Here is a 20,781-nt window from a genome sequence, read left to right on the forward strand (position 1 = left end):
GTGTGGGCACCGTAGAGCCGGCGGCGCTTTGCATGAAATAGCAAGTAAATATGAGCTTGTGGCGTTGGTGACCGACGCTGCGCACGATTGTACGACCACGAATATTGACGCTGAGATTACTTATACCAGCGAATGACTGCCCGATGGTGCCGACAGCATCGCAGGGATGCGGAATCCGCCGGGTGCGCGGCGCACGGTGACTTACCCTTGCGGCGTGGTCTCTCCGGCGCACACCGTTGGCAGCACTGCCATCCACGCCGACGGTCTCACCAAACGCTTCGGCCGAACGGTGGCAGTCGCCGATCTGACCATGTCCGTCGCGCCGGGTGAGGTCTTCGGATTCCTCGGCCCCAACGGAGCAGGTAAGTCGACGACGATCCGTCTGCTGCTCGGGTTGATCCGCCCGACTGCAGGAAGCGCGACGATATTCGGCTGCGCTGCGGACGACGTCCGCCGGACCCACCGCCATCTCGCCTATGTGCCCGCTGATGTCGCGTTGTGGCCGCAACTGACGGGCGCCGAGACCCTCGAGCTGCTCGGCAGCGTTGGCCCCGGCGTCGACACCGCCTACCGCGACGAGCTGGTCGACCGTTTCGATCTTCGACTCGACAAGCCGGCAAGGACCTACTCGACCGGCAACCGACAGAAGGTGGCTCTCGTCGCCGCCTTCGCGACGCGGGCTCCGCTGCTGGTGCTCGACGAACCCACGAGCGGCCTGGATCCGTTGATGGAGCGGGAATTTCGCGAATGTGTCGCAGCAGCCCGGGACCGCGGCCAGACGGTGTTCCTCAGCTCGCACCAGTTGGCCGAGGTGGAGATCCTGTGCGATCGGGTGGCGATTCTCCGCGCCGGGCGACTCGTCGAGATCGACAGCATCGCGGAGCTACGCCAGATGCGCAGGACGGTGGTCGAGGTGTCCTACCGCGGCCTACCACCGTTCCTCGAGGAGATCGGGGGTGTGTCGAATGTCGAAGCGCTCGACGGCGATCGAATGCGTTTCAGCCTGACCGGGCCGCCGGTCGCCGCGCTCCGGGCACTCGCCGAAACCGACGTCACCGGGCTCGAGATGCACGAACCGACACTCGAGGAGATCTTCCTCGAGTACTACGGAGAGGCGCGGCGATGACGGTGGTCGCACCGGCCGGCGCACCGGCGGCCGTGGTGCCACATCCAGCGCCGGGGCGCGCCGTGCGCCGGCTCGCGATGCGCCGGCTTCGCCGCGGCGCCGCCGCGGCCGCCATGACCTGCGGAGCTGTGTCGGCCCTGTTTGCCGGCCAGTACGAGGCGATCCGCCGGTCACTGGACGAGGCGGGTTTCCAGGACCTCGCCGGGAACCCCATCGAACGGGTCCTGCTCGGGCCTCCGGTCGCACTAGACGACCCCGGCGGCTTCACCGTGTGGCGCACCGGCACCGCTGCCCTGGCTCTGGCGAGCATCTGGAGCGGACTCGCCGCCACCCGTGAAACCCGCGGCGAAGAGGATGCGGGTCGGTGGAATCTCCTCCTCGGTGGACGGCTGGGGGTGGCCGACGTGGTCATCCGTCACCTGATCGCCCTCGCCGGATCCTCGACGATGATCGGCGGCGCCGTCGCAGCGGGCCTCCTCGCGGGCCGTACCGCCCCGGTCGGGGCGGTGATCCACGCCGCCGGGATCACGGGCGTCGCTCTGACCTCTGCGACCACCGGTCTGCTCGCCGCACAGGTGATGCCGAATCGATCCGCCGCCACGGGACTGACGGTCGGGGCGCTGGGCGCCGGCCTTGCGCTGCGGATGATCGCCGACAGCTCACCTCGACTGGCGTGGTTGGCCTGGGCGACACCGTTCGGCTTGGCGGCACGCTCGGCGCCGTACGCCGAGAACCGCATGGTCCCGCTGGCCGTGTTGGGATTGTTCCCAATCGTGCTGGGCGGCGCGGCCGTCATCGCGGCGCGCCACCGCGATCTGGGCGCGGGCATCGTGCCGGTATCGGACGACCGCCCCCCGCGAACCCGGATGTTGCACAGCATCCACGGATTCGCGCTCCGCCGCACCGCGCGAACGACGCTCGGGTGGGCGGCGGGCGTCGCCGCAGGATTCCTCATGGCAGGCGCGATGCTCACCTCGGTCCTGCAGTACTTCCAGACGAACCCACGGTTCGAAGAGCTCGCCGCCGCTGCGGGAGTGACCGGCCTCGACTCGGTGAACGCCTTCAGTGCGCCGCTGTTCAGCCTGCTCCCTGTCCCCACCGGCCTCTACGCCGCCCTGCGCCTGGCGACGATGGTCACCGACGAGAAGGCCGGTCGGTGGACCCTGCTCCTCGCCCAGCCGGTCTCGCGCGGTCGGCCGGTGTCCGCCGAACTCGCGGTCACGGCCGGTGGGGTGGTGTACCTGCACTGCTCGGCCGCGGTCGCGATGTGGGGCGGCGCGAAGATCACCGGCGCCCCGTTGCGGTTCGCCGATTCCCTTGCGGGTGCAACGAATTCCCTCCCCGTGGCCTTGCTCGCGGCGGGAGCCGGAGCCGTGGGCATCGGCTGGCTCCCGTCGGCCACCGGCGCGATCGGCGCACTGCCGATCGTGGGCGGATTCCTGATCAATGCGATCGCGCCGGCACTGAACGCACCGGAGTGGCTTGCCGACCTGTCGCCGTGGGCCCACCTCGGCGCTGTACCCGCGGCACCGCCCGAGTGGGCGAGTGGCGCCGTCCTCCTGCTCACCGGCGCGCTGCTGGCTGCGTGTGGCGTCTACGGGTACGTCGAGCGCGATGTGACGACGTGATACCGGGACACCGCGACGGCATCGACGCGCTCCGGACTCAACATTTGAATTGGCGAAGAGCGGTGCATGTGCTCGTCGCAAGCCGGGGTCATTCGCCAGTTGCGGGCGTACGCTATCAGCAAACGCTGGTCAGACGGCGCCGGGATGTCTCGCGTCGCAATGGAGGGAATCCGGATGGGGTTGATACCGAGCATCAACGACTGGAAGGTTTCGGTCGAGGAATCCTACGAACTGCTAAGGCGCGCAGTGACAGCCCTCGAAAAGCTTGCGGCAGAACAGGAGCGCACCAATGACCTGTACGCCGAGGTGAACGAGGCCGCTCTGGCGGAACCGCGGAACGCCAGCCGTCTGTAACCCCAGCGAACACAGGGCGTCTTGCAACGCGATGGAGGCGAAGTGAGCGGACCCGAGAACCGCGACTTCTTCACGGACAAGTCGCTCGTCGATGATCCCTACGAGTACTACGACGCGATCCGGCGTTGCCCGGTGTGGCGCGAACCGGCCCACGGTGTGGTGATGGTGTCGGGCTACGACGAGGCCGTCGCGGTGCAACGCGACACCGAGAAGGCCCTGTCCGTCTGCAACATCGTCAGCGGCCCGTGGTCGGGGATTCCGGTCGAACCACACAGTGACGACATCTCCGACGTGATCGAGAAGCACCGCGGGCGGATCACATTCGGCGATTACTTCATCACCTTCGATCCGCCCCGGCACACTGCCCACCGCTCGTTGTTGAGCCGGTTGTTCACGCCGAAGCGGCTCAAGAACAACGAGGACTTCCTGTGGCGTCTCGCCGACGAGCAGATCGACCGCTTCGCCGCGAACGGCAGGTGCGAGATCGTCCTCGACTACAACTTCCCGTTCACCCTCGACGCGATCACCGACCTGCTCGGTGTCCCCGAGGCCGATCGTGAGCGCTTCCGCCGCGCAGCCACAGCCAGCAGACTCGAAGGGGAACGCAGCGGCTTCGTCGGCGTGAAGGAGGAGTGGTTCGTCGAGTACGTCGAGGCTCGACGGCGAGAACCGCGCGACGACGTCCTCACCGAGCTCGCTACGGCAAAGTATCCGGACGGTTCGACGCCGGACGCGATAGACGTGGCCCGCGTTGCCACGTTCATGTACGCCGCCGGTCACGGCACGACGATCGACCTGCTGAGTCTCGCGGTCCTGATGCTGGCGGAACGACCGGACCTCCAAGAGCAGCTGCGTGCGGACCACTCGAAGATCTCCCCCTTCATCGAGGAGATGCTGCGGTTCGAGAGCCCGATCAAGTCGAACTTCCGCATGGCGCGGCGCCCCACCAGAATCGGCGACGTCGATGTGCCGGCCGGCACCAGCGTCCTCGTGATGAACGGTGCGGCCAATCGCGATCCACAACGATTCGACAATCCCGACGAGTTCCGGCTCGACCGCCCGAACATCCTGCACCACATCGCCTTCGGCCGCGGTGTCCACACCTGCCCCGGCGCCCCGATCGCACGCGCCGAAGTACGGGTGAGCCTGGCACGCATGCTCGACAGGATGGCCGACATCCGGCTCTCCGAAGCCCACCACGGCCCGCCGGGTGATCGTCGGCTCGAGTGGGACCGCACCTTCCTGTTCCGGCGCCTCAAGGAAGTGCACCTCGAATTCACTCCGGTGTAGTGAGGCAGTGACCGCATGATCGCTTTCGATGACGAGCAACTGCACCGTTCGCCTGTGCACAAGCAGCTGCAGATGACCGTCGTCGAGCACAAACCGGGCCTCGCCATCATCTCCATGCCGCTGACCGAGGACGTACGGGGATTCTTCGAAGGCAGTGTGCACGGAGGGATGCTGGCCACACTCGCAGACGTTGCCTGCGCGACATGCCTGGTCGGGTGCTACGAATATTCGTCCGAGATCACCGTGACGACGGACATGCATGTCCGTTACTACCGGCAGCCGCACGGCGGTCCGCTGCGCGCGGAAGCCGAGATGGTCCACAACGGTCGCACCCTTCTCAGCGCGGAGTGCGCGGTGTTCGACGCCGAGAACCGGATCCTCATCCGGTCCAGCGCGACGTACACCCGAATCTCCAAGCAGGGCCATGCCGTGCCTGCCGGGAAGTGACGAATAAAGGATGTGGTGGGGCTGTTGAGCTTCGGTTGATGCTTGACGGATTGGTGTCGGTTGATCCTTGACACTCGTTGTTGTGTTTCAGGGCTCGGCGCTGGTGTGCGGCCGAAGTGCCATCGGCCAACGCAAACCCACCAACCACGTCCATCTGCCACAACTCCATCGCCGCGGCCCGTTCCCAGCGCTTCCACTTGCGCGAGCGCCGATCCCGACGATGCGGATCAATCATCTGCGCCCGCACCAAAGCCCGATACGCCGCCGACTCCGACGGAACCGGACTCACGCCACGTTTGGACAACTCGAACACCAGTCGCCGCGGCCCCCAGTACGGACGTGAACGCCGCAACTCCAACAATCGCGCCTCCACCTCGGCAGGCATCTGATGCGGACACGACGCCGGTCGATGCGACCGATCCGCCAACCCCTCGAGGCCCTCGCCTTCGTAGCGGGCCAACCAGGAGTGCAACGTCTGGCGTGACACCCCTACCTTCTGAGCGACCTGCGAAATGGACAAACCATCACTGATCACCGCCAACACGGCCTGATACCGCTGCTCGGCCACGCTCAACTCCCTCATCTAGGGAGTGTCAAGGATCAACCGAAGCAACTGACAAGCATCAGCCGAAACACCGTCAAGCAACACCCGGCATCGAAATGTCAGCCATCACCCGACCTAATACAAAGGATGTGGTGGGGCGGGCGGGGCTCGAACCCGCGACCTACGGATTATGAGTCCGCGGCTCTAACCGACTGAGCTACCGCCCCCTGTGATGGCGACCTCGACAGTAGCGCCTGCACCCAACCCGGGCGACGCGGTGGTATCCCGCTCGCCTACCGGCCGATCACTCCCTCACCTGGCGACTGACCAGACCCTCCAACGTCCGGGAATCGATCACCTCGCCGTGGTCGCCGTGGTAGATGCGGTAGTCCTCGGCGGTGTCCGGAGCGCCCGGATGCGGGACAGTCGTCGTGCCACTGTCCGTGCTGACGATGGTGATCCAGTTGCCGGAGCCGGTGTCCAGGATCGTGTCGCCCTCCTGGATCTGCTCCAGCGCCACCTGCTCTGTTGCGTGTTCGGAGCTCATGTGACCACCTTCCCGTGCCGGCCTTCAGGCGAACACCGTCTGACCATCTTCGTCGACCAGGTACCGCTCCGTGCCCGATTCGACGCGCGCCGCATCGGCGCCCAGTGCGACGGCGATCTTGTTGGCCGCATTGCGCATCACATCGAGGGTGAGCTCGGCCGCCTCGGACTCGGAGAAGTTCTTGCGCACCCCACGGGCCACCTGTGCATCGATGTCCGACGGTGTCCACAGCAGCGCGTCGACATAGCGCAGCGCCGCCTTGTGCCGATTGGTGAGCCGCGACGAGGACTCGTAGCGCTCGATGTCGCCGTACAGCTCCTCCGACCCGCCGGCGTCGAGCGCCTTCTCCTCGCGCAACGACTTGCACAGCCGGCAGTTGTGCTGCATCGCCCCGCGCAGCCGCACCACCTCCGTCGTCACCGGATCGAGCTTGCGCAGCCGCGCCACCGCGGGCACGAACTCCGCGAGCAGCACCTGCGCCGGGTCGGTGTCGGGGTCCCACGCCACCTCGGGTCCGTTGCCGGGTCTGCCCATGCCCAGCGCCTCGAACCCCGCCCACACTCTGGGCAGGAAGTCCGCGATGAAGGTCGCCGTCACGATGCGCAGGGCGCGGTCCCCCGCTGCCGACAGCAGCATCTTGCGCTGACCGTCGCCGATCCCCGACACGTCGGTCGCGAACTGCTCCGCGAACGCCGCCACCACCGACTCGCACTCGGATTTGCCGTCGAACAGATCGACCTGGCATGGCAGCGGTTTGAGCTTCAGCGCCCGGCCGCACGTCAGGCGGATCACGGCGTCGAGACGCAGATCCCCCGACGACAGACCGACCAGACGACCCAACAGCCCGAAGAGCTCACCGTCCTGCATCGTCGAATTATTGCGCCTGACTGACCGACGACATGTGGAAGTCGGGAATTCGCAGGGTCGGCATCGCCGCCCTCGTCGCCCAGTCACCCCATTCGCGCGGCAGCGTCACCTCGCTGACCCCGGCCTCAGTGGCCCGCCGTAACAGGTCCAGCGGGCTCTCGTTGAATCGGAAGTTGTTGACGGCCGCGGTCACCTCGCCGTCCTCGATCAGGTACACGCCGTCGCGGGTGAGGCCCGTCAGCAGCAGCACCGTCGGATCCACCTCACGCATGTACCACAGCGTGGTGAGCAGCAGCCCTCGTTCGGTGCCGGCGATCATGTCGGCCAGGTCGGTGTCGCCACCGGTCATCAGCAGATTGCCCGCCGGCACGGCGACCGGTGCCCCGAACTCGGCCGCCGCCGCCCGCGGGTAGGCGAGCGCGCTGACCGTGCCGTCGCGGATCCAGTCCACCCGGTCGATGTCCATCCCGTTGTCGAAGACCGACATCCGCTCCGAGGAACTGCCGACCGCCACGAACGGTGTGCACGCCAGTCCCGGCGCCGACGGGTCCGAGTACAGCGTGAGCGGCAGATCGGTGAGCTTCTCCCCCAGCCGGGTGCCGCCGCCTGGCGCGGACAGCGCGGTGCGGCCCTCCTGTGCGCCGCGTCCGTCCATCGTCCAGCCCAGGTAGATCATCATGTCGGCCACGGTCGACGGCGGCATGATCGTCTCGTACCGCCCGGCGGGCAGCTCGACGGTGCGATCGGCCCACCCCAACCGGAGATCCACCTCTTCGAGCAGGGAATCGGTTGTCACGTTGACGAAGTCGTGCGTACCCGTCCCCGCCCAGGCGCTGGCATTCCCCCGCTTGGCGTTGATCTCCACCGATCCCGTCGGCTGCGTGTAGCGCCTGCGCAGCCCCGTCGACGTCGCGACGAACGTCGTCTCGACGATGTGGCGGGCATAGCCGTACAACTGGTCGGCGCCCCGAAACCCGCGCGCCAGCGTGCCCGCCACCCTGGCGAACACCTCTGCGCCGGTCGCCGGCACCGGGGTGTCCCAGTCCCCCGGCTGTTCGCCCCCCGGCAGCGGTGGGGCGCTGTCTCGCGCCTCGGGCGCCGACGCCGCGGCGTCCTGGGAGGCGGCGACCAGCGCCGGGATCGCCGCCGGGTCCACCTCGCTGGAACTCACCGAGCCGACATGGGCCCAGTTACCCTGTCGGACAATCGAAATGACGGTGATGCGACGGCTGGTGCTGTCCCCGTTGGTGGTCATCGAGTTGCCCGCCCACCGCAGTGCCGTGTCGGAGCGGTCGGTCACCAGCACCATCGTCTCGTCGGCCCGTCCGCGCTGCGCCGCGGCGGCGAGCACCGTGTCGACCACCTGCTGCGGACTGATCATCGAGAGGCCTCATCCCGGGTGTTCAGCACATTGACACCCCGGAACAGCGCCGACGGGCAGCCGTGACTGACCGCGGCGACCTGCCCGGGCTGTGCCTTGCCGCAGTTGAACGCCCCGCCGAGCCGCCACGTGGACGGCCCGCCCACGGCTTCCAGCGAGCCCCAGAAGTCGGTGGTCGTCGACTGGTAGGCGACGTCGCGCAATTGGCCGTCGAGGCGGCCGTCGCGGATGCGGAAGAACCGCTGCCCGGTGAACTGGAAGTTGTACCGCTGCATGTCGATCGACCAGCTCTTGTCACCGACGATGTAGATGCCGTCGGCGACCCGGCCGATGAGGTCCTCGGTGCCGACGTCCTCGGCCGCGGGCGCCAGCGAGACGTTGGCCATCCGCTGGATCGGCACATGGTGCGGCGAATCCGCGTACGAGCAGCCGTTCGACCGGTCCACGCCCAACCGCGGGGCGAACACGCGGTCGAGCTGGTATCCGACGAAGACGCCGTCGCGCACCAGGTCCCAGCTCTGCGCCTGCACACCCTCGTCGTCATAACCGATGGTGGCCAGCCCGTGGGCGACGGTGCGGTCGGCGGTCACGTTCATCACCGGCGACCCGTACCGCATGACGCCGAGCTTGTCGGGCGTCGCGAAGGACGTGCCCGCGTAGGCCGCTTCGTAGCCGATCGCCCGGTCGTACTCGGTGGCGTGGCCGATCGACTCGTGGATCGTCAGCCACAGGTTGCTCGGGTCGATCACCAGATCGGTCCGCCCGGCCGTGACGCTCGGCGCCTTCGCCTTCTCCGCCAGCAGCGACGGCAGCTGCGCGAGCTCACCGGTCCAGTCCCAGATCTCGTCCCCGGCGACCGCCTCCCAGCCACGGCCGGTCGGCGGGGCCAGGGTGCGCATCGTGTCGAACCCGCCGGCCGACGCGTCGACGGTGACCGCGTCGAGCGACGACTGCACCCGGACCCGCTGCTGGGTGATCGACGATCCGTAGGTGTCGGCGTAGAAGGTCTGCTCCTTGGCGGCGTACAGGTGGGCCGACGCGTGGTCGACGCCGTCCGCGGCCAGCAAGCGGCCGGAATACTCGTCGAGCACACCGATCTTGTCGGCCAGCGGCACCGCGAAGGGATCGATCCGGTAGTCCGACACCCAGCTCACATCGCGGTAGACGGGTTCGGCGGCCAGCTCGACGCGGTCGGCGTTGAGCGGCGCGAGCGTGCGCGCGACCGCGACGGCCCGGCGCGCGGTGTCGGCAGCGACCGCGGGATAGAGTTCGGCGTGGGAGGCGAAGCCCCACGTGCCGTCGACGATCACCCGCACGGCCAGGCCGATCTCCCGGTCCACGACGGCGGACTCCAGTTCGCCGTCGCGCAGTTGCACCAGCTCGGTGGTGATGCGGTGTATCCGCAGGTCGGCGTGGTCGGCTCCGGCCGCCACCGCGGCCGACAGTGCGGCATCGGCGAGCTGATGGCGGGGCAGCGACAGGAAGTCGGCGTCGACGTGTCGGGGCGCTGTCACGGCATCTACCGTAGTGGCGGTGTCGTCGGCCCGCTTTAATGGCTCGGTGGCGTACCGGCGGGCAGGAGCGGAGCGACCCGGGGTCCAGAGCCGGCGGGTGCGGTCGGCGGCGCTGGGCTACACCCTGCTCGCACCCAGCCTGTTCGGCGTGCTCGCCTTCCTGCTGCTGCCCATGCTGGTGGTGCTGTGGCTCAGCCTGTACCGGTGGGATCTGCTGGGCCCGATCGAGTTTGTCGGACTGAGCAATTGGGGCGCGGTGCTGACCGATGCCTCGTTCGCCACATCGCTGGTGGTCACCGCGCTGTTCATCGCGATAGTGGTGCCCGCGCAGACCCTGCTCGGCCTGCTGGCCGCCGCGGTGCTGTCCCGCGGCCTGCCCGGCACCGGCTTCTTCCGGACGCTCTACGTGCTGCCGTGGATCTGTTCGCCGCTGGCGATCGCCGTGCTCTGGCGCTGGATCCTGGCGCCGACCGACGGCGCGGTCAGCACTGCGTTGGACCGCAACATCGAGTGGCTCACCGATCCCGGCCTGGCGCTGCCCGTGGTGTCGGCGGTGACGGTCTGGACGAACGTCGGCTACGTGACGTTGTTCTTCCTCGCCGGCATCTCGAACATCCCGACCGACGTGCACAACGCCGCCCGCACCGACGGCGCCGGCGGCTTTCAGCGCTTCCGCCACATCACCCTGCCGATGCTGCGGCCGACCACGTTCTTCGTGCTCGTCACCGGGATCATCAGCGCTGCACAGGTTTTCGACACGGTGTATGCGCTCACCGGGGGTGGCCCGCAGGGCCGCACCGACCTGGTGGCCCACCGTATCTACGCCGAGGCGTTCGGCGCCGCAGCGGTCGGCCGCGCCGCCGTGATGGCCGTGGTGCTCTTCGTGGTGCTGATCGGCGTCACGCTGGTCCAGCAGCAGTACTTCCGCCGGCGGATCACCTATGACCTCGCGTAGTCGCGCCGCCTCGGGGGCGGTCGTCTATCCCGCACTGGTCCTCGGCGCCCTGATCACCCTGACGCCGTTCGTGCTCGGCCTGATGACGTCGTTCACCTCGGCGGAGCAGTTCAACACCGAGGCGCCGCTGTCACTGCCCACGCCGCCGACGCTGCAGAACTATCTGAGCCTGGGCGACGCCGGATTCGGTCGCGCCATCGTGGTGACCGCGCTGTCCACGGCGGTGATCCTGCTCGGTCAGCTCAGCTTCTCGGTGCTGGCCGCATATGCCTTCGCGCGACTGGACTTCCCGGGCCGTGACGCGCTGTTCTGGGTGTACGTCGCCACGCTGATGGTGCCTGCGACGGTCACGGTGGTGCCGCTCTACCTGATGATGGCCGAGGCCGGGCTGCGCAACACCTTCTGGGCGCTGGTGCTGCCGTTCATGTTCGGTTCGCCCTATGCCATCTTCCTGCTGCGCGAGCACTTCCGCGCCATCCCGGCCGACCTGATCAACGCCGCACGACTGGACGGCGCCCACACCCTCGACATCATCGTGCACGTGGTGGTGCCCGCCAGCCGGCCGATCCTGGTGACGCTCGGCCTGATCACGGTGGTGTCTCAGTGGAACAACTTCCTGTGGCCGCTGGTGATCACCAGCGGCGAGAAGTGGCGGGTGATCACCGTCGCGACGGCTGCGCTGCAGACGCGCTACGACGCGCAGTGGACGCTGGTGATGGCGGCGACGACGGTCGCGATCGTTCCACTGATCGTGCTCTTCGTGGCGCTGTCGCGGCACATCACCCGCTCGCTCGTGGTGACGGGGATCAAGTGAGGCCGCGCATCTCGACTCTCGCCGTCGCCGGGCTAGCGGCGGTGATGGCGCTGCTGCTGGCGGCCGCGATGCTGCTCGGCCGCACCACCGGGGCCGACGGCCGCACCGTGATCACCGTGCGGGTCTGGGACGACCGGGTGGCCGCGGCCTATCGCGAGTCGTTCGCCGAGTTCGGTCGCGAACATCCGGACATCGACGTACGGGTGGACGTGGTCGCGTACTCGACGTACTTCGACACGTTGCGCACCGACGTGGCCGGCGGCGGCGCGGCCGACATCTTCTGGCTGTCCAACGCCTACTTCGCCGAGTACGCCGACAGCGGTCGGCTCCTCGACGTCGCCGAAGCGCTCGGCCCGCGCGCGGTGCGGACCTGGGAGCCGTCGGTGGTCAACCAGTTCACCCGCGGTGACACCCTGTGGGGGGTGCCGCAGCTGACCGACGGCGGGATCGCGGTGTTCTTCAACGCCGACCTCGTCGCCGCGGCAGGCGTCGAGCTGACCGATCTGGTGACCATGCGCTGGTCCCCCGGGCCGGACGACACGCTGCGCGCGCTGCTGAGCCGCCTGACCGTCGATGAGCGTGGCCGTCGCGCGGGCACACCCGGTTTCGACCCGGGCCGCATCCGGCAGTGGGGTTACAACGCCGCCAACGACCTGCAGGGCATCTACCTGAACTACATCGGCTCGGCCGGCGGCGTGTTCACCGTCGGTGACCGCTTCGCCTTCTACAACCCGCAGTCGGTGGAGGCATTCGAGTACCTGGTCGGCTTGATCAACGACGACTACGTGGCGCCGCCCGCGTCGGACACCAACGACAACGGCGATTTCTCCCGCAACCAGTTCCTGCAGGGCCGGATGGCGATGTTCCAGTCCGGCACCTACAACCTGGCCGCCATCGCCGAGCAGGCCCGCTTCCCCTGGGGTGTGGTGATGCTGCCCGAGGGACCGAAGGGCCGCGTCAGTGTGACCAACGGGATTGCGGCTGCGGGCAATTCGGCGACCGAGCATCCGGAGGCGGTGCGGCAGGTGCTGGCCTGGATGGGCAGCAAGCGGGGTAACGAGTTCCTCGGCGCGCGAGGCGCGGCGATACCCGCCGTGCTGGCCGCGCAACCGGTGTACTTCAACCACTGGCGCTCACGCGGGGTCGACGTCTCGCCGTTCTTCCGGGTGCTGCGCGGCCCGCGGATCCCGGCGCCCGGCGGCGACGGCTTCGCCGCGGGCTACCAGGCGACCAAGCCGTACTTCGACGAGATGTTCCTGGGCCGCGCCGATGTCGCGCACAGCCTGGCCGAGGCCCAGGCCGCGGCCAACGCCGCAGCCCGTCGCTGAGCCGGGTCAGGACGCCTTGTAGCTGCTGCTGCCGAGCACCGTGAGTTCAAGTGCCAGCGCCGCCCCGCACACGACGAGCACCACCGCGAACGCGATCGCGTCGCGACGGGCGGGCCGCGACGGCGCGGCCGAGATCTGTCCCGCCCCGCCGCGGGCGGTGATCGCGTCGCCCATCTCGTCGGCACGCCGCAGCGCGACGGTGATGGTGGCCGCCAGCAGGTCGATCACCTCGATGAGCCAGCGTCTCCGGCGTGCCCGCCGGGTGGGCAGCTGCTGGCGGGGCCGCAGGCGGCGCGCCGCGTACAGGATGCGGAACTCGTCGATCAGCATCGGGAACGCCCGCAGTGACATCGCGATCGCGACCGCCCAGTCGTCGACCGGCACACGCAGCACCCGAAGCGGCCGTCCGAGCGTCGCGACCGCGGGCGCGATGTCGGCGACGTTGGTGGTCCACGACACCATCGCCCCGAGGCCGAGCAGCACGATCGACAGCGCGGTGATCCGCAGGAAGTTGAAAAGCCCGCCGAGGCCGACGTCCACCGAGCCCAGGTCGATCACCGGGCTGCCGCCGGCGAAGGTGGCGGTCAGGCCCCCGAAGAACAGCAGGATCCACAGCCAGTACGGAATCGACGGCAGCGCCCCGCGCGGCACCCGGGCCAGTTTCGCGCCCGCGACGACGAGTACGCCGACCGCCGCGATCGGCGCCCAGCCCGGATAGAAGGTGAGCAGCAACCCGATGGCGGCGACCACGAGCAGCTTGGTGCCCGCCCACAGGTCGTGGATGACCGAATTCCCCGGCACCGGACGGAGCAGGACGACCGGTCTGCGCTGTTTGCGACTGGGTGCGGTCACGACACACCGCCCGCGGTCGTCGGCGCCGGCGCGAGCGCGCCGTCCTGCAGGTTGAGTGTGCGCGGGCACAGCTCCTCGAGTCCCGAGAAGTCGTGCGAGATCACCACCACGGTCAGGCCGTTGTTGCGGCGCAGGTCGACGAGCAACCTCAGCAGTCCCCGGGCACTGGCGGCGTCCAGCCCGGCCAGCGGCTCGTCGAGGATGAGTGCACGGGGCGACCGGGCGAGCAGCCCGGCGAGCACGACCCGGCGGGCCTGGCCGCCGCTGAGCTGGTCGATACGCCGGGCGGCCAGCGCGGGATCGAGCCCGACGGCGGCAAGTGCACTGTGCACACGATCGTGATCGCGCGGGGAAAATCCTGCCGCCGTGGCGATCTCGGCGTCGACCTGACTGCGCAGCAGTTGCAGCCGTGCGGACTGGAACGAGAACGCCACCGCCCCGACGTGCTCGGACACCGGTTCACCGTCGAGCAACGCCTGCCCGGTGGTCGGGACAGTAAGCCCGGCCATGATCCAGGCCAGGGTGGACTTGCCCGAGCCGTTCAGCCCGTGGATGAGCATGCCGTCGCCCTCGTGCACGGCCACGTTGACGTCGCGCAGCGCCGTGGACGCCCATGGCGTTCCGCTGCCGTACTCGTGACCGACGTCGATCAGCTCCAGCACGGGGGCGCCGTCGCGGTGGCCGATGTCCGCGGAAGGCGGTGGCGCCTCGGCCGTCTCCACCATGGGCATGTTGTCCGCATCGCCGCCGTTGCCGGTCAGGTTGACGACGCGATCGGCCGAATCCGCTTCGTCGTTGTAGTGCGTGATGTGCACCAGCGACATCTCGTGGCGACCGGTCAGCCCGGACAGCACCGCCAGCAGCGACTCCCGGCCCTGCTGGTCGACCATGCTGGTGACCTCGTCGGCGATGAGCAGCCGCGGCTCGCGGGCCAGCGCCGCCGCGACGGCCAGTCGCTGCAGTTCGCCGCCGGACAGGCCGCCGGTGTCGCGTTCGGCGAGGCCGTCGAGGCCTACCTCGGCCAGCAGCCGCTCGACGTCGGTGGTCGTTCCGGGCGGCAGGCCGAACACCACGTCGTCGGCCACCCTGGTGCCCAGGATCTGGCTCTCCGGATGCTGCATGATCACCGCGGTCCCGCCCGGCCGGCCCAGCCCCACCGCGCCCGGCCGGTCCACGGTGCCGCCGGTGGGCTCACGGCCCGCGAGGACCAGCATCAGCGTGGTCTTGCCCGATCCGTTGGCCCCGGTGATGGCGAGGTGCTCGCCGGGCTCGACCGTCAGAGACACCGGGCCGAGGGCGTCGTGATCGGCGCCCGGGTACCGGAAGCGCACGTCGGTCAGCCGGGCCGGCACCGGCGCGACCGGGCCACCCTCGCCGCCGGCCTCGAGCTTGTGCACGTCGGGCACACCCATCAGGCGGTCGATCACCTTGGACAGCGCCCACCAGCCGACCAGCGTGACGAACAGGATGCTGAGCACGCCGAAGCCGCCGATCAGGAACTGCCAGTACTGCAGCGCCGTGGCGAATCCGCGCTTGAGCGCGTCGGCGGCCGGCTGGGTCTCGGGCACCAGACCCCAGAAGTCGGGAATGCGCGCGATGATCGCGGCCAGCCCGTTGATGTTGGCGGTCATTGTGTCGAAGATCAGGTTCCGCAGCCGCGACAGCACGGTCAGCGCCAGGACGGACGCCGCGCCGAACACGGCGCCTGCGGCGAGTCCGGCGACGATCACCGTGGGGGTGCCGCGGCCGCGACGCTTGATGATCCCGGTCAGCCCGCCGATGTAGGCGCAGTCGATGACGGTCATCATCCCGCCCATCCCGGCGATCAGGAAGGCGATCAGCCCACCCGCGACGGTGGCCGTGACCAGCACCCGGAGCCGGTAACGGTAGGCGAGAATGCCCATCGGCACGCTGCCGAGCAACGACAGTGCCGCGGCGAAGGGCACCACGACGGCGATGATGGCGGTGGCCGCGCACAGCGCCGCCATCACGGCGGCCTGGGCGAGATCTCCGGGTTGCAGCGATCCGGCGCGTCGAGGCTGCCTCGGCGGCTGGGTCGCGGTCATCTCACGATTCTGCCAGTCGGGCTCGGGCGGTCCTGCCCCGGCAGGTGGCGGCGTGTGCGACAGCGCATTCCGCCACCTACATAGCGACCCTATGTATTATGGACGCATGACTCCGCCTCCCGCCACCGAGGACGTCGGCGCCCCCCGTGAGCAGACCGGCTCCGCTCACGAGTCGACCGGGCCGACGCTGGGCTCCGATCTGCTGTCCGTCGTCGCCCGGATCAACCGGCTCGCCACCCAGCGGGTGCGGCTGCCGCTGCCCGTCGCGCAGGGGCGGCTGCTGTCCATGATCGAAGACCAGGGCGAGGCCCGCATCTCCGATCTGGCCGCACTCGACCACTGCTCACAACCCACGATGACGACGCAGGTGCGCCGCCTCGAGGACGCCGGCCTCGTGACGCGCACCGTCGATCCCGGCGACGCGCGCGCGGTGCTGATCCGCATCACCCCGGCGGGCGTGCAGACCCTCAAGCAGGTGCGTGCCGACCGCGGGGCCGCCTTCGACCCGTATCTCGAACGGCTCGACGAGTCGGAGCGGGAGACGCTGGCCGACGCCGTCGTGGTGTTGCGCCGCCTGCTCGCCGACGCGGCCGCCCCCACCCGCAAGACCACCGACTGACCGAAGGCTCACATCGCGAAGACGTGGAACTGCGTCACCTGACGCGGCGAGAAGTTGTCGTCTGTGACCAGCACCACGCTCTGGCGGCCGTCGGAGAGCTTGGGGCCGAGCGTGATTCCCTCGACATTGTCGAGGCGCCCGATGCCCGGTACCGCTGTCACGTCGACGACGAGTTCCTTCGTCATCGCCGTGACCGGAGGCTCGGCGCCCAGCGAGGATTTCCCGAGGATGTCGTCGGCGCCCGCCGTGCTCGCCCGGTAGATGCGCGCGGAAACCCTGTCGCCGTAGCCGCGTTCCACCACCAGGAACGTGTCGGCGTCGAGGGCGACGAGGTCGGACAGCCCGTTGTCGCCGTCACCGCCCGCGGTGACCGGGTCGACCGGGTAGGCGTACTGCGCGGTCGGCTCGCCGGTTACCGTGTCGTACCGGGTGATTCGTGTGAGCGCCCCGTGCGACGCGGTCGGCGGTTCACCGTCGGCGAAGACCGGCCCCTCCATGCCGGCGAACAGAGTTGTGCCGTCGGGGGTGAGCGTGAGCCCTTCCAGCGTCGCGTTCGCACGCGGGCCCGACGGCTGCGCCGACATCGCCAGCCCGGGCGGTAACGGGTAGTGCCCGCGGTAGCCGCCGTCGAGGCCGGCCAGCCGCACCCAAGGATCCAACAGCATTGGGCGCGAAGCGTTCTCGACGTCGCGGGCACCCTCGCTGGTCCAGAACAGCTGCTGGCGCCGTGCGTCGAAGGCGATGCCCTCGGGGTCGGGAGGGATCACCGGGGGCCGCGCTGCGGCGTCGAGTGGGGCGAACGGTTCGCCGCCGGCATCCCTGAGAACGGTGGACGACACCCACTGCACCTCGTCGGAACCGTTGGCCGAGAGCGGGATACGCACCGTGTAGAACCGGGCCGGGTTCTTCGCCGAGCGGTCGTCGCTGATGACGTAGTAGACCCCCCGGCCGGGGTCGTAGGTGATGCCCGAGAGGCCACCCACGACGGTTCCCGCGAACGAGAAGCCGGAGTGCACCTCCGACCCGCCGAGGTAGGTCCATGCCGACGGTGCGTCGGGCGCCGGGGCCGCGCTGCACCCACCGAGCAGCAGCACGCCGGCGACGGCGATCCGGTGCAGCATCGACGGTCAGACCACCGTGCCGATGAGCGAACCGACGGCATAGGTGGCCGCGATCGCCACCGCGCCGAGCACGAACTGCCGCGACGAGGCGAACCAGACCGGCTTGCCGGTGAACCGGGCGGCGGCGCCGCCGGCCAGGAACAGCCCCAGCCCGCCCAGAGCCAGTCCGGCCCAGAGCGATTCGAAGCCCAACAGGAACGGGATCAGCGGTACCACCGCGCCGATCGCGAACATGAAGAACGACGAGAGGGCCGCCACGTAGGGTGACGGCTTCTCCCTGGGGTCGACGCCGAGCTCCTGCACCAGGTGGAAGTTGATCGCCCGGTTCTCGTCGCGGTGGATCTCCGCGGACGCGGCGGCGGCCGTCTGTGGCGTCATCCCCATGCTTTGCAGCAGGTCGGTCAGCTCGGCGCGCTCGGCCTGCGGGTGCCTGCGGAACGCCCGCTTCTCGACCCGCACCTCGGCCTCGATCTGCTCGTTGGCCGTCCGCACCGAGGTGTACTCACCGAGCGCCATCGAGAACGCGCCGGCGACCAGGCCCGCCATCCCGCTGAGCACCACGGCCGGGGCATGCGCGGCAGCACCGACGCCTGCGATCAGCGCGGTGTTGCTCACCAGGCCGTCCATCGCGCCGAACGTGGCGGCCCGCAGCCAGCCGCCACTGACGTCGCCGTGCCGGTGGTCAAAGTCGTGCGGCCGCCATGGTGCGGGTCCGGGTGACGCCGACTGAGGCTGGGTCATGCCACGATTCAACCCCGGCCCGTGCCCGGTATCCAGCAAGGTAAGCCTGGGTTTCGCACATCACAGTTTCCCCGCGCGGACCACGGGTTACCGTCAGGTATGACCACCACTGCGGAGCATCTACGCAACTCGCTCGACGGCCGCTGGCGCGACGTCAAGAACCAAATGCGCGAGGAGCTCTCCACGGAGATCTTCAAACCGCACTACACGCCCAACACCGTGATCGCCCGCACCAAGGTGGCCGAGCAGCTGCGGATCATGGCCGCGAAGGGTGCGGCCGAGGACGGGTTCAAGAAGGAGCACGGCGGCAACGGTGACGTAGGCGCCGCGATCACCCAGATCGAGATGCTGGCGATGTCGGACCTGTCACTCATGGTGAAGGCCGGTGTGCAGTGGGGCCTGTTCGGCGGCGCCGTGGAGAACCTCGGCACCGAACGGCACCACGAGGAGTACGTGCCCAAGATCATCTCCTGCGAACTGCTCGGCTGTTTCGCGATGACCGAGACCGGGCACGGCAGCGACGTCCAGTCGCTCGAGACGACCGCCACCTACGACCCCGCCACCCAGGAGTTCGTGGTCAACTCCCCCACCCCGACGGCGCGCAAGGACTACATCGGCGGTGCGGCTCAGACCGCCCGGATGGCAGCGGTTTTCGCCCAGCTGATCACCCACGAGAACGGCGAGCCGGTCCACCACGGCGTGCACTGCGTGCTGGTCCCGATCCGCGACGAGGACGGCAACGACCTGCCCGGGGTGACCACCTCCGACTGCGACTACAAGGGCGGCCTGCCCGGCGTCGACAACGGCCGGATCGTGTTCGACAACGTTCGCGTACCGCGGGTGAACCTACTCAACCAGTACGGCGACGTCAGTGAGAACGGCACGTACTCGTCGCCGATCGACAACCCCAACCGCCGCTTCTTCACGATGCTCGGCACCTTGATCCGCGGGCGGGTCACGGTGGGTGGCAGCGGTGCCGCGGCCGCGCGGGTGGCACTCGACATCGCCACCCGGTACGCGTTGCAGCGCAGGCAGTTCGAGGCGCCCGGCGACGACAACGAGGTGCTCATCATGGACTACCTGGTGCACCAGCGCCGGTTGTTCCCGCTGATCGCGAGGTCGTACGCGCTGCAGTTCGCGCAGAACGAGCTGGTGGCCAAGTGCCACGAACTGCAGAGCTCGGACAACCCCGACGCCGAGGAGCAGCGTGAGCTCGAGGCCAGGGCCGCGGGTCTGAAGGCGTCCAACACCTGGCATGCCAGCCGGGCCATCCAGGAAGCCCGTGAAGCCTGCGGCGGCGCAGGGTATCTGGCGGAGAACCGGCTCATCGGGTTGCGCGGCGACATCGACGTGTTCACCACGTTCGAGGGTGACAACCACGTGCTGACACAACTGGTGGCCAAGGAGCTGCTCACCGCCTACGCCGACGACGTCAAGAGCATGAGCCCGGTCGGGTGGGTGCGCTTCGCCGCCAACACCGTCGGCACCCGGGTGATGAAGCGCACAGCGGCCGAGACGATCATGCAGACCATCCTCGACACGCGTCAGGACAACGAGGAAGAGGGCAGCCTGTTCAACCGCGGCACCCAGGTGCAGATGTTCGAGGACCGCGAGGAGTACCTGCTGTCGTCGGTGGCCCGCCGGCTGCAGTCGAAGTCCAAGGAGATGTCCGCGTTCGACGCGTTCAACTCGGTGCAGGACCACGTGCTGCACACCGCGCAGGCCCACATCGACCGCATCGTGCTCGAGGCGTTCGTCGCAGGCATCGACGCGTGCGAGGACGAGGAGGCGCGCCGCATCCTCGCCATGGTCTGCGACCTCTACGCGTTGTCGGTGATCGAGGACGACAAGGCCTGGTTCATCGAGCACCGCTTCCTGTCGACCGAACGCGCCAAGGCGGTCACCCGCGGGATCAACGAACGGTGCCGCACGCTGCGGCCCTACGCCGAGACGCTGGTGGACGGCTTCGGGATCCCCGAGCAGCTCCGTTATGCGGCGATGATGGATCCCGAGGAGCTGATGACCGCCGGACCCGCCTAGGAGTTCGGGATCGGGTCGACCGCCTCGAGCCTGCCGTCGTCGCTCACCCGGAACCGTACGGTGCCGATTCCGGTCGGGCAGCACGGTGCATCCGCGCCCTGCCGCCACTGGTACTGCACCGTGACGAACTCGTCGCCCGAGTTCACGACGGCAACGTAGGGCCGGGGTTCGGGGGTGGCGGGCCCCAGCGGGGTCTGCCGGTCGAAGAACAACACCTGCGCCGCGACGTCGGGCGCGCTGCCGGGCCCCTTCAGTTGCACCCAGTACAGCCGGCAGTTCGTCGCGTGACCGCTGCCCGTCTCGGTCCACGTCGCGCCCGGCCCCGGTGGGGCGAGGGTGACGATCTCGCGCTGGACGGTGGCAGCGCCCGGGCCGTCGGTCGGCGCACAGGTGTCGGGCTCGGGCGGCGGGGCGCTCGGCGGGCTCCACCCGCAGCCGGCGGCGAGCAGACATCCGCCCAGCACGGCAGTGGTCGCTCCGGTCACCCGCATGCCGCGAGCTTACGGAGTTCACGATCAGCGGGCCCGATCTCCTACGCTGCGTCGTG

At 69.1% G+C, this 20,781-nt stretch carries 19 protein-coding genes, 1 tRNA gene and 1 pseudogene; 10 read left to right on the forward strand and 11 right to left on the reverse strand.

Going from position 1 to position 20,781, the window contains the following annotated elements:
* Window positions 1–214: 214 nt before the first annotated feature.
* The 5 genes from O6P37_RS06310 (at window position 215) to O6P37_RS06330 (ending at window position 4,845) form a co-directional block, all read left to right on the forward strand.
* Complete coding sequence (locus tag O6P37_RS06310) at window positions 215–1,126, forward strand: ABC transporter ATP-binding protein (protein WP_408633120.1); 912 nt, start codon at window positions 215–217, stop codon at window positions 1,124–1,126.
* The gene (locus tag O6P37_RS06315) at window positions 1,123–2,754 is read left to right on the forward strand and encodes an ABC transporter permease (RefSeq protein WP_269893269.1); all 1,632 of its coding nucleotides are present in this window, start codon (window positions 1,123–1,125) and stop codon (window positions 2,752–2,754) included. The genes O6P37_RS06310 and O6P37_RS06315 overlap by 4 nt, the downstream gene beginning before the upstream one ends.
* Before the next feature lie 66 nt (window positions 2,755–2,820).
* Entirely contained in the window at window positions 2,821–3,108 is a 288-nt protein-coding gene (locus O6P37_RS06320; RefSeq protein WP_269893270.1) for a hypothetical protein, read from the forward strand.
* Between the two features lie 42 nt (window positions 3,109–3,150).
* A complete protein-coding gene (locus tag O6P37_RS06325) occupies window positions 3,151–4,398 on the forward strand; it encodes a cytochrome P450 (protein WP_269893271.1) in 1,248 nt (415 codons plus the stop codon).
* A 15-nt stretch (window positions 4,399–4,413) separates the two neighbouring features.
* Window positions 4,414–4,845 (forward strand): PaaI family thioesterase, encoded by a 432-nt coding sequence (locus O6P37_RS06330; RefSeq protein ID WP_269893272.1) that lies wholly within the window; start codon window positions 4,414–4,416, stop codon window positions 4,843–4,845.
* Between the two features lie 70 nt (window positions 4,846–4,915).
* Here the strand turns inward: O6P37_RS06330 and O6P37_RS06335 are convergent.
* The 6 genes and pseudogenes from O6P37_RS06335 to O6P37_RS06360 form a co-directional block, all read right to left on the reverse strand.
* Window positions 4,916–5,428: pseudogene (locus tag O6P37_RS06335) on the reverse strand (helix-turn-helix domain-containing protein); the annotation flags it as partial.
* Between the two features lie 111 nt (window positions 5,429–5,539).
* Window positions 5,540–5,616 (reverse strand) — tRNA-Ile (locus tag O6P37_RS06340).
* Between the two features lie 77 nt (window positions 5,617–5,693).
* A complete protein-coding gene (locus O6P37_RS06345; RefSeq protein WP_269893273.1) occupies window positions 5,694–5,936 on the reverse strand; it encodes a hypothetical protein in 243 nt (80 codons plus the stop codon).
* A gap of 24 nt (window positions 5,937–5,960) precedes the next feature.
* A complete protein-coding gene (locus O6P37_RS06350) occupies window positions 5,961–6,803 on the reverse strand; it encodes a carboxymuconolactone decarboxylase family protein (RefSeq protein ID WP_269893274.1) in 843 nt (280 codons plus the stop codon).
* 7 nt (window positions 6,804–6,810) lie between these two features.
* Window positions 6,811–8,184, reverse strand: a complete 1,374-nt coding sequence (locus O6P37_RS06355; RefSeq protein ID WP_269893275.1) for a metallopeptidase TldD-related protein — start codon at window positions 8,182–8,184, stop codon at window positions 6,811–6,813.
* Window positions 8,181–9,698 (reverse strand): TldD/PmbA family protein, encoded by a 1,518-nt coding sequence (locus O6P37_RS06360; RefSeq protein WP_269893276.1) that lies wholly within the window; start codon window positions 9,696–9,698, stop codon window positions 8,181–8,183. Before O6P37_RS06360 ends, O6P37_RS06355 begins: the two co-directional genes overlap by 4 nt.
* 97 nt (window positions 9,699–9,795) lie before the next feature.
* Here O6P37_RS06360 and O6P37_RS06365 point away from each other — a divergent pair, with 97 nt between their 5' ends.
* Genes O6P37_RS06365 through O6P37_RS06375 form a run of 3 tightly spaced genes read left to right on the forward strand, consistent with a single transcriptional unit; the run spans window position 9,796 to window position 12,795 of the window.
* Window positions 9,796–10,653, forward strand: a complete 858-nt coding sequence (locus O6P37_RS06365; protein ID WP_269893642.1) for a carbohydrate ABC transporter permease — start codon at window positions 9,796–9,798, stop codon at window positions 10,651–10,653.
* Window positions 10,640–11,467, forward strand: a complete 828-nt coding sequence (locus O6P37_RS06370; RefSeq protein WP_269893277.1) for a carbohydrate ABC transporter permease — start codon at window positions 10,640–10,642, stop codon at window positions 11,465–11,467. The genes O6P37_RS06365 and O6P37_RS06370 overlap by 14 nt, the downstream gene beginning before the upstream one ends.
* 44 nt (window positions 11,468–11,511) lie before the next feature.
* Window positions 11,512–12,795, forward strand: a complete 1,284-nt coding sequence (locus O6P37_RS06375; RefSeq protein WP_269893643.1) for an ABC transporter substrate-binding protein — start codon at window positions 11,512–11,514, stop codon at window positions 12,793–12,795.
* Window positions 12,796–12,801: 6 nt separating this feature from the next.
* Here the strand turns inward: O6P37_RS06375 and O6P37_RS06380 are convergent, their stop codons facing one another.
* Both O6P37_RS06380 and O6P37_RS06385 read right to left on the reverse strand, forming a co-directional pair.
* A complete protein-coding gene (locus O6P37_RS06380) occupies window positions 12,802–13,647 on the reverse strand; it encodes an energy-coupling factor transporter transmembrane protein EcfT (RefSeq protein WP_269893278.1) in 846 nt (281 codons plus the stop codon).
* Entirely contained in the window at window positions 13,644–15,713 is a 2,070-nt protein-coding gene (locus tag O6P37_RS06385; RefSeq protein WP_269893279.1) for an ABC transporter ATP-binding protein, read from the reverse strand. Before O6P37_RS06385 ends, O6P37_RS06380 begins: the two co-directional genes overlap by 4 nt.
* Window positions 15,714–15,819: 106 nt before the next feature.
* Here O6P37_RS06385 and O6P37_RS06390 point away from each other — a divergent pair, with 106 nt between their 5' ends.
* Window positions 15,820–16,332 carry a MarR family winged helix-turn-helix transcriptional regulator gene (locus O6P37_RS06390; RefSeq protein WP_269893280.1) on the forward strand — a complete coding sequence of 171 codons (513 nt, stop codon included), beginning with the start codon at window positions 15,820–15,822 and terminating at the stop codon, window positions 16,330–16,332.
* An 8-nt stretch (window positions 16,333–16,340) separates the two neighbouring features.
* Here O6P37_RS06390 and O6P37_RS06395 read toward each other — a convergent pair whose 3' ends face one another.
* Together O6P37_RS06395 and O6P37_RS06400 are read right to left on the reverse strand one after the other, a co-directional pair.
* Complete coding sequence (locus O6P37_RS06395; protein WP_269893281.1) at window positions 16,341–17,453, reverse strand: esterase-like activity of phytase family protein; 1,113 nt, start codon at window positions 17,451–17,453, stop codon at window positions 16,341–16,343.
* Window positions 17,454–17,459: 6 nt separating this feature from the next.
* The gene (locus O6P37_RS06400) at window positions 17,460–18,194 is read right to left on the reverse strand and encodes a VIT1/CCC1 transporter family protein (RefSeq protein WP_269893282.1); all 735 of its coding nucleotides are present in this window, start codon (window positions 18,192–18,194) and stop codon (window positions 17,460–17,462) included.
* A gap of 99 nt (window positions 18,195–18,293) precedes the next feature.
* Here O6P37_RS06400 and O6P37_RS06405 point away from each other — a divergent pair, with 99 nt between their 5' ends.
* Window positions 18,294–20,234 (forward strand): acyl-CoA dehydrogenase family protein, encoded by a 1,941-nt coding sequence (locus O6P37_RS06405; RefSeq protein WP_269893283.1) that lies wholly within the window; start codon window positions 18,294–18,296, stop codon window positions 20,232–20,234.
* On the opposite strand, the gene O6P37_RS06410 is transcribed toward O6P37_RS06405, so the two are convergent.
* Window positions 20,231–20,725 (reverse strand): LppP/LprE family lipoprotein, encoded by a 495-nt coding sequence (locus tag O6P37_RS06410; protein ID WP_269893284.1) that lies wholly within the window; start codon window positions 20,723–20,725, stop codon window positions 20,231–20,233. The genes O6P37_RS06405 and O6P37_RS06410 overlap by 4 nt on opposite strands.
* Window positions 20,726–20,781 lie beyond the last annotated feature (56 nt).

The sequence above is a fragment of the Mycobacterium hippophais genome (assembly GCF_027529605.1).
GTDB lineage: Bacteria > Actinomycetota > Actinomycetes > Mycobacteriales > Mycobacteriaceae > Mycobacterium > Mycobacterium arseniciresistens.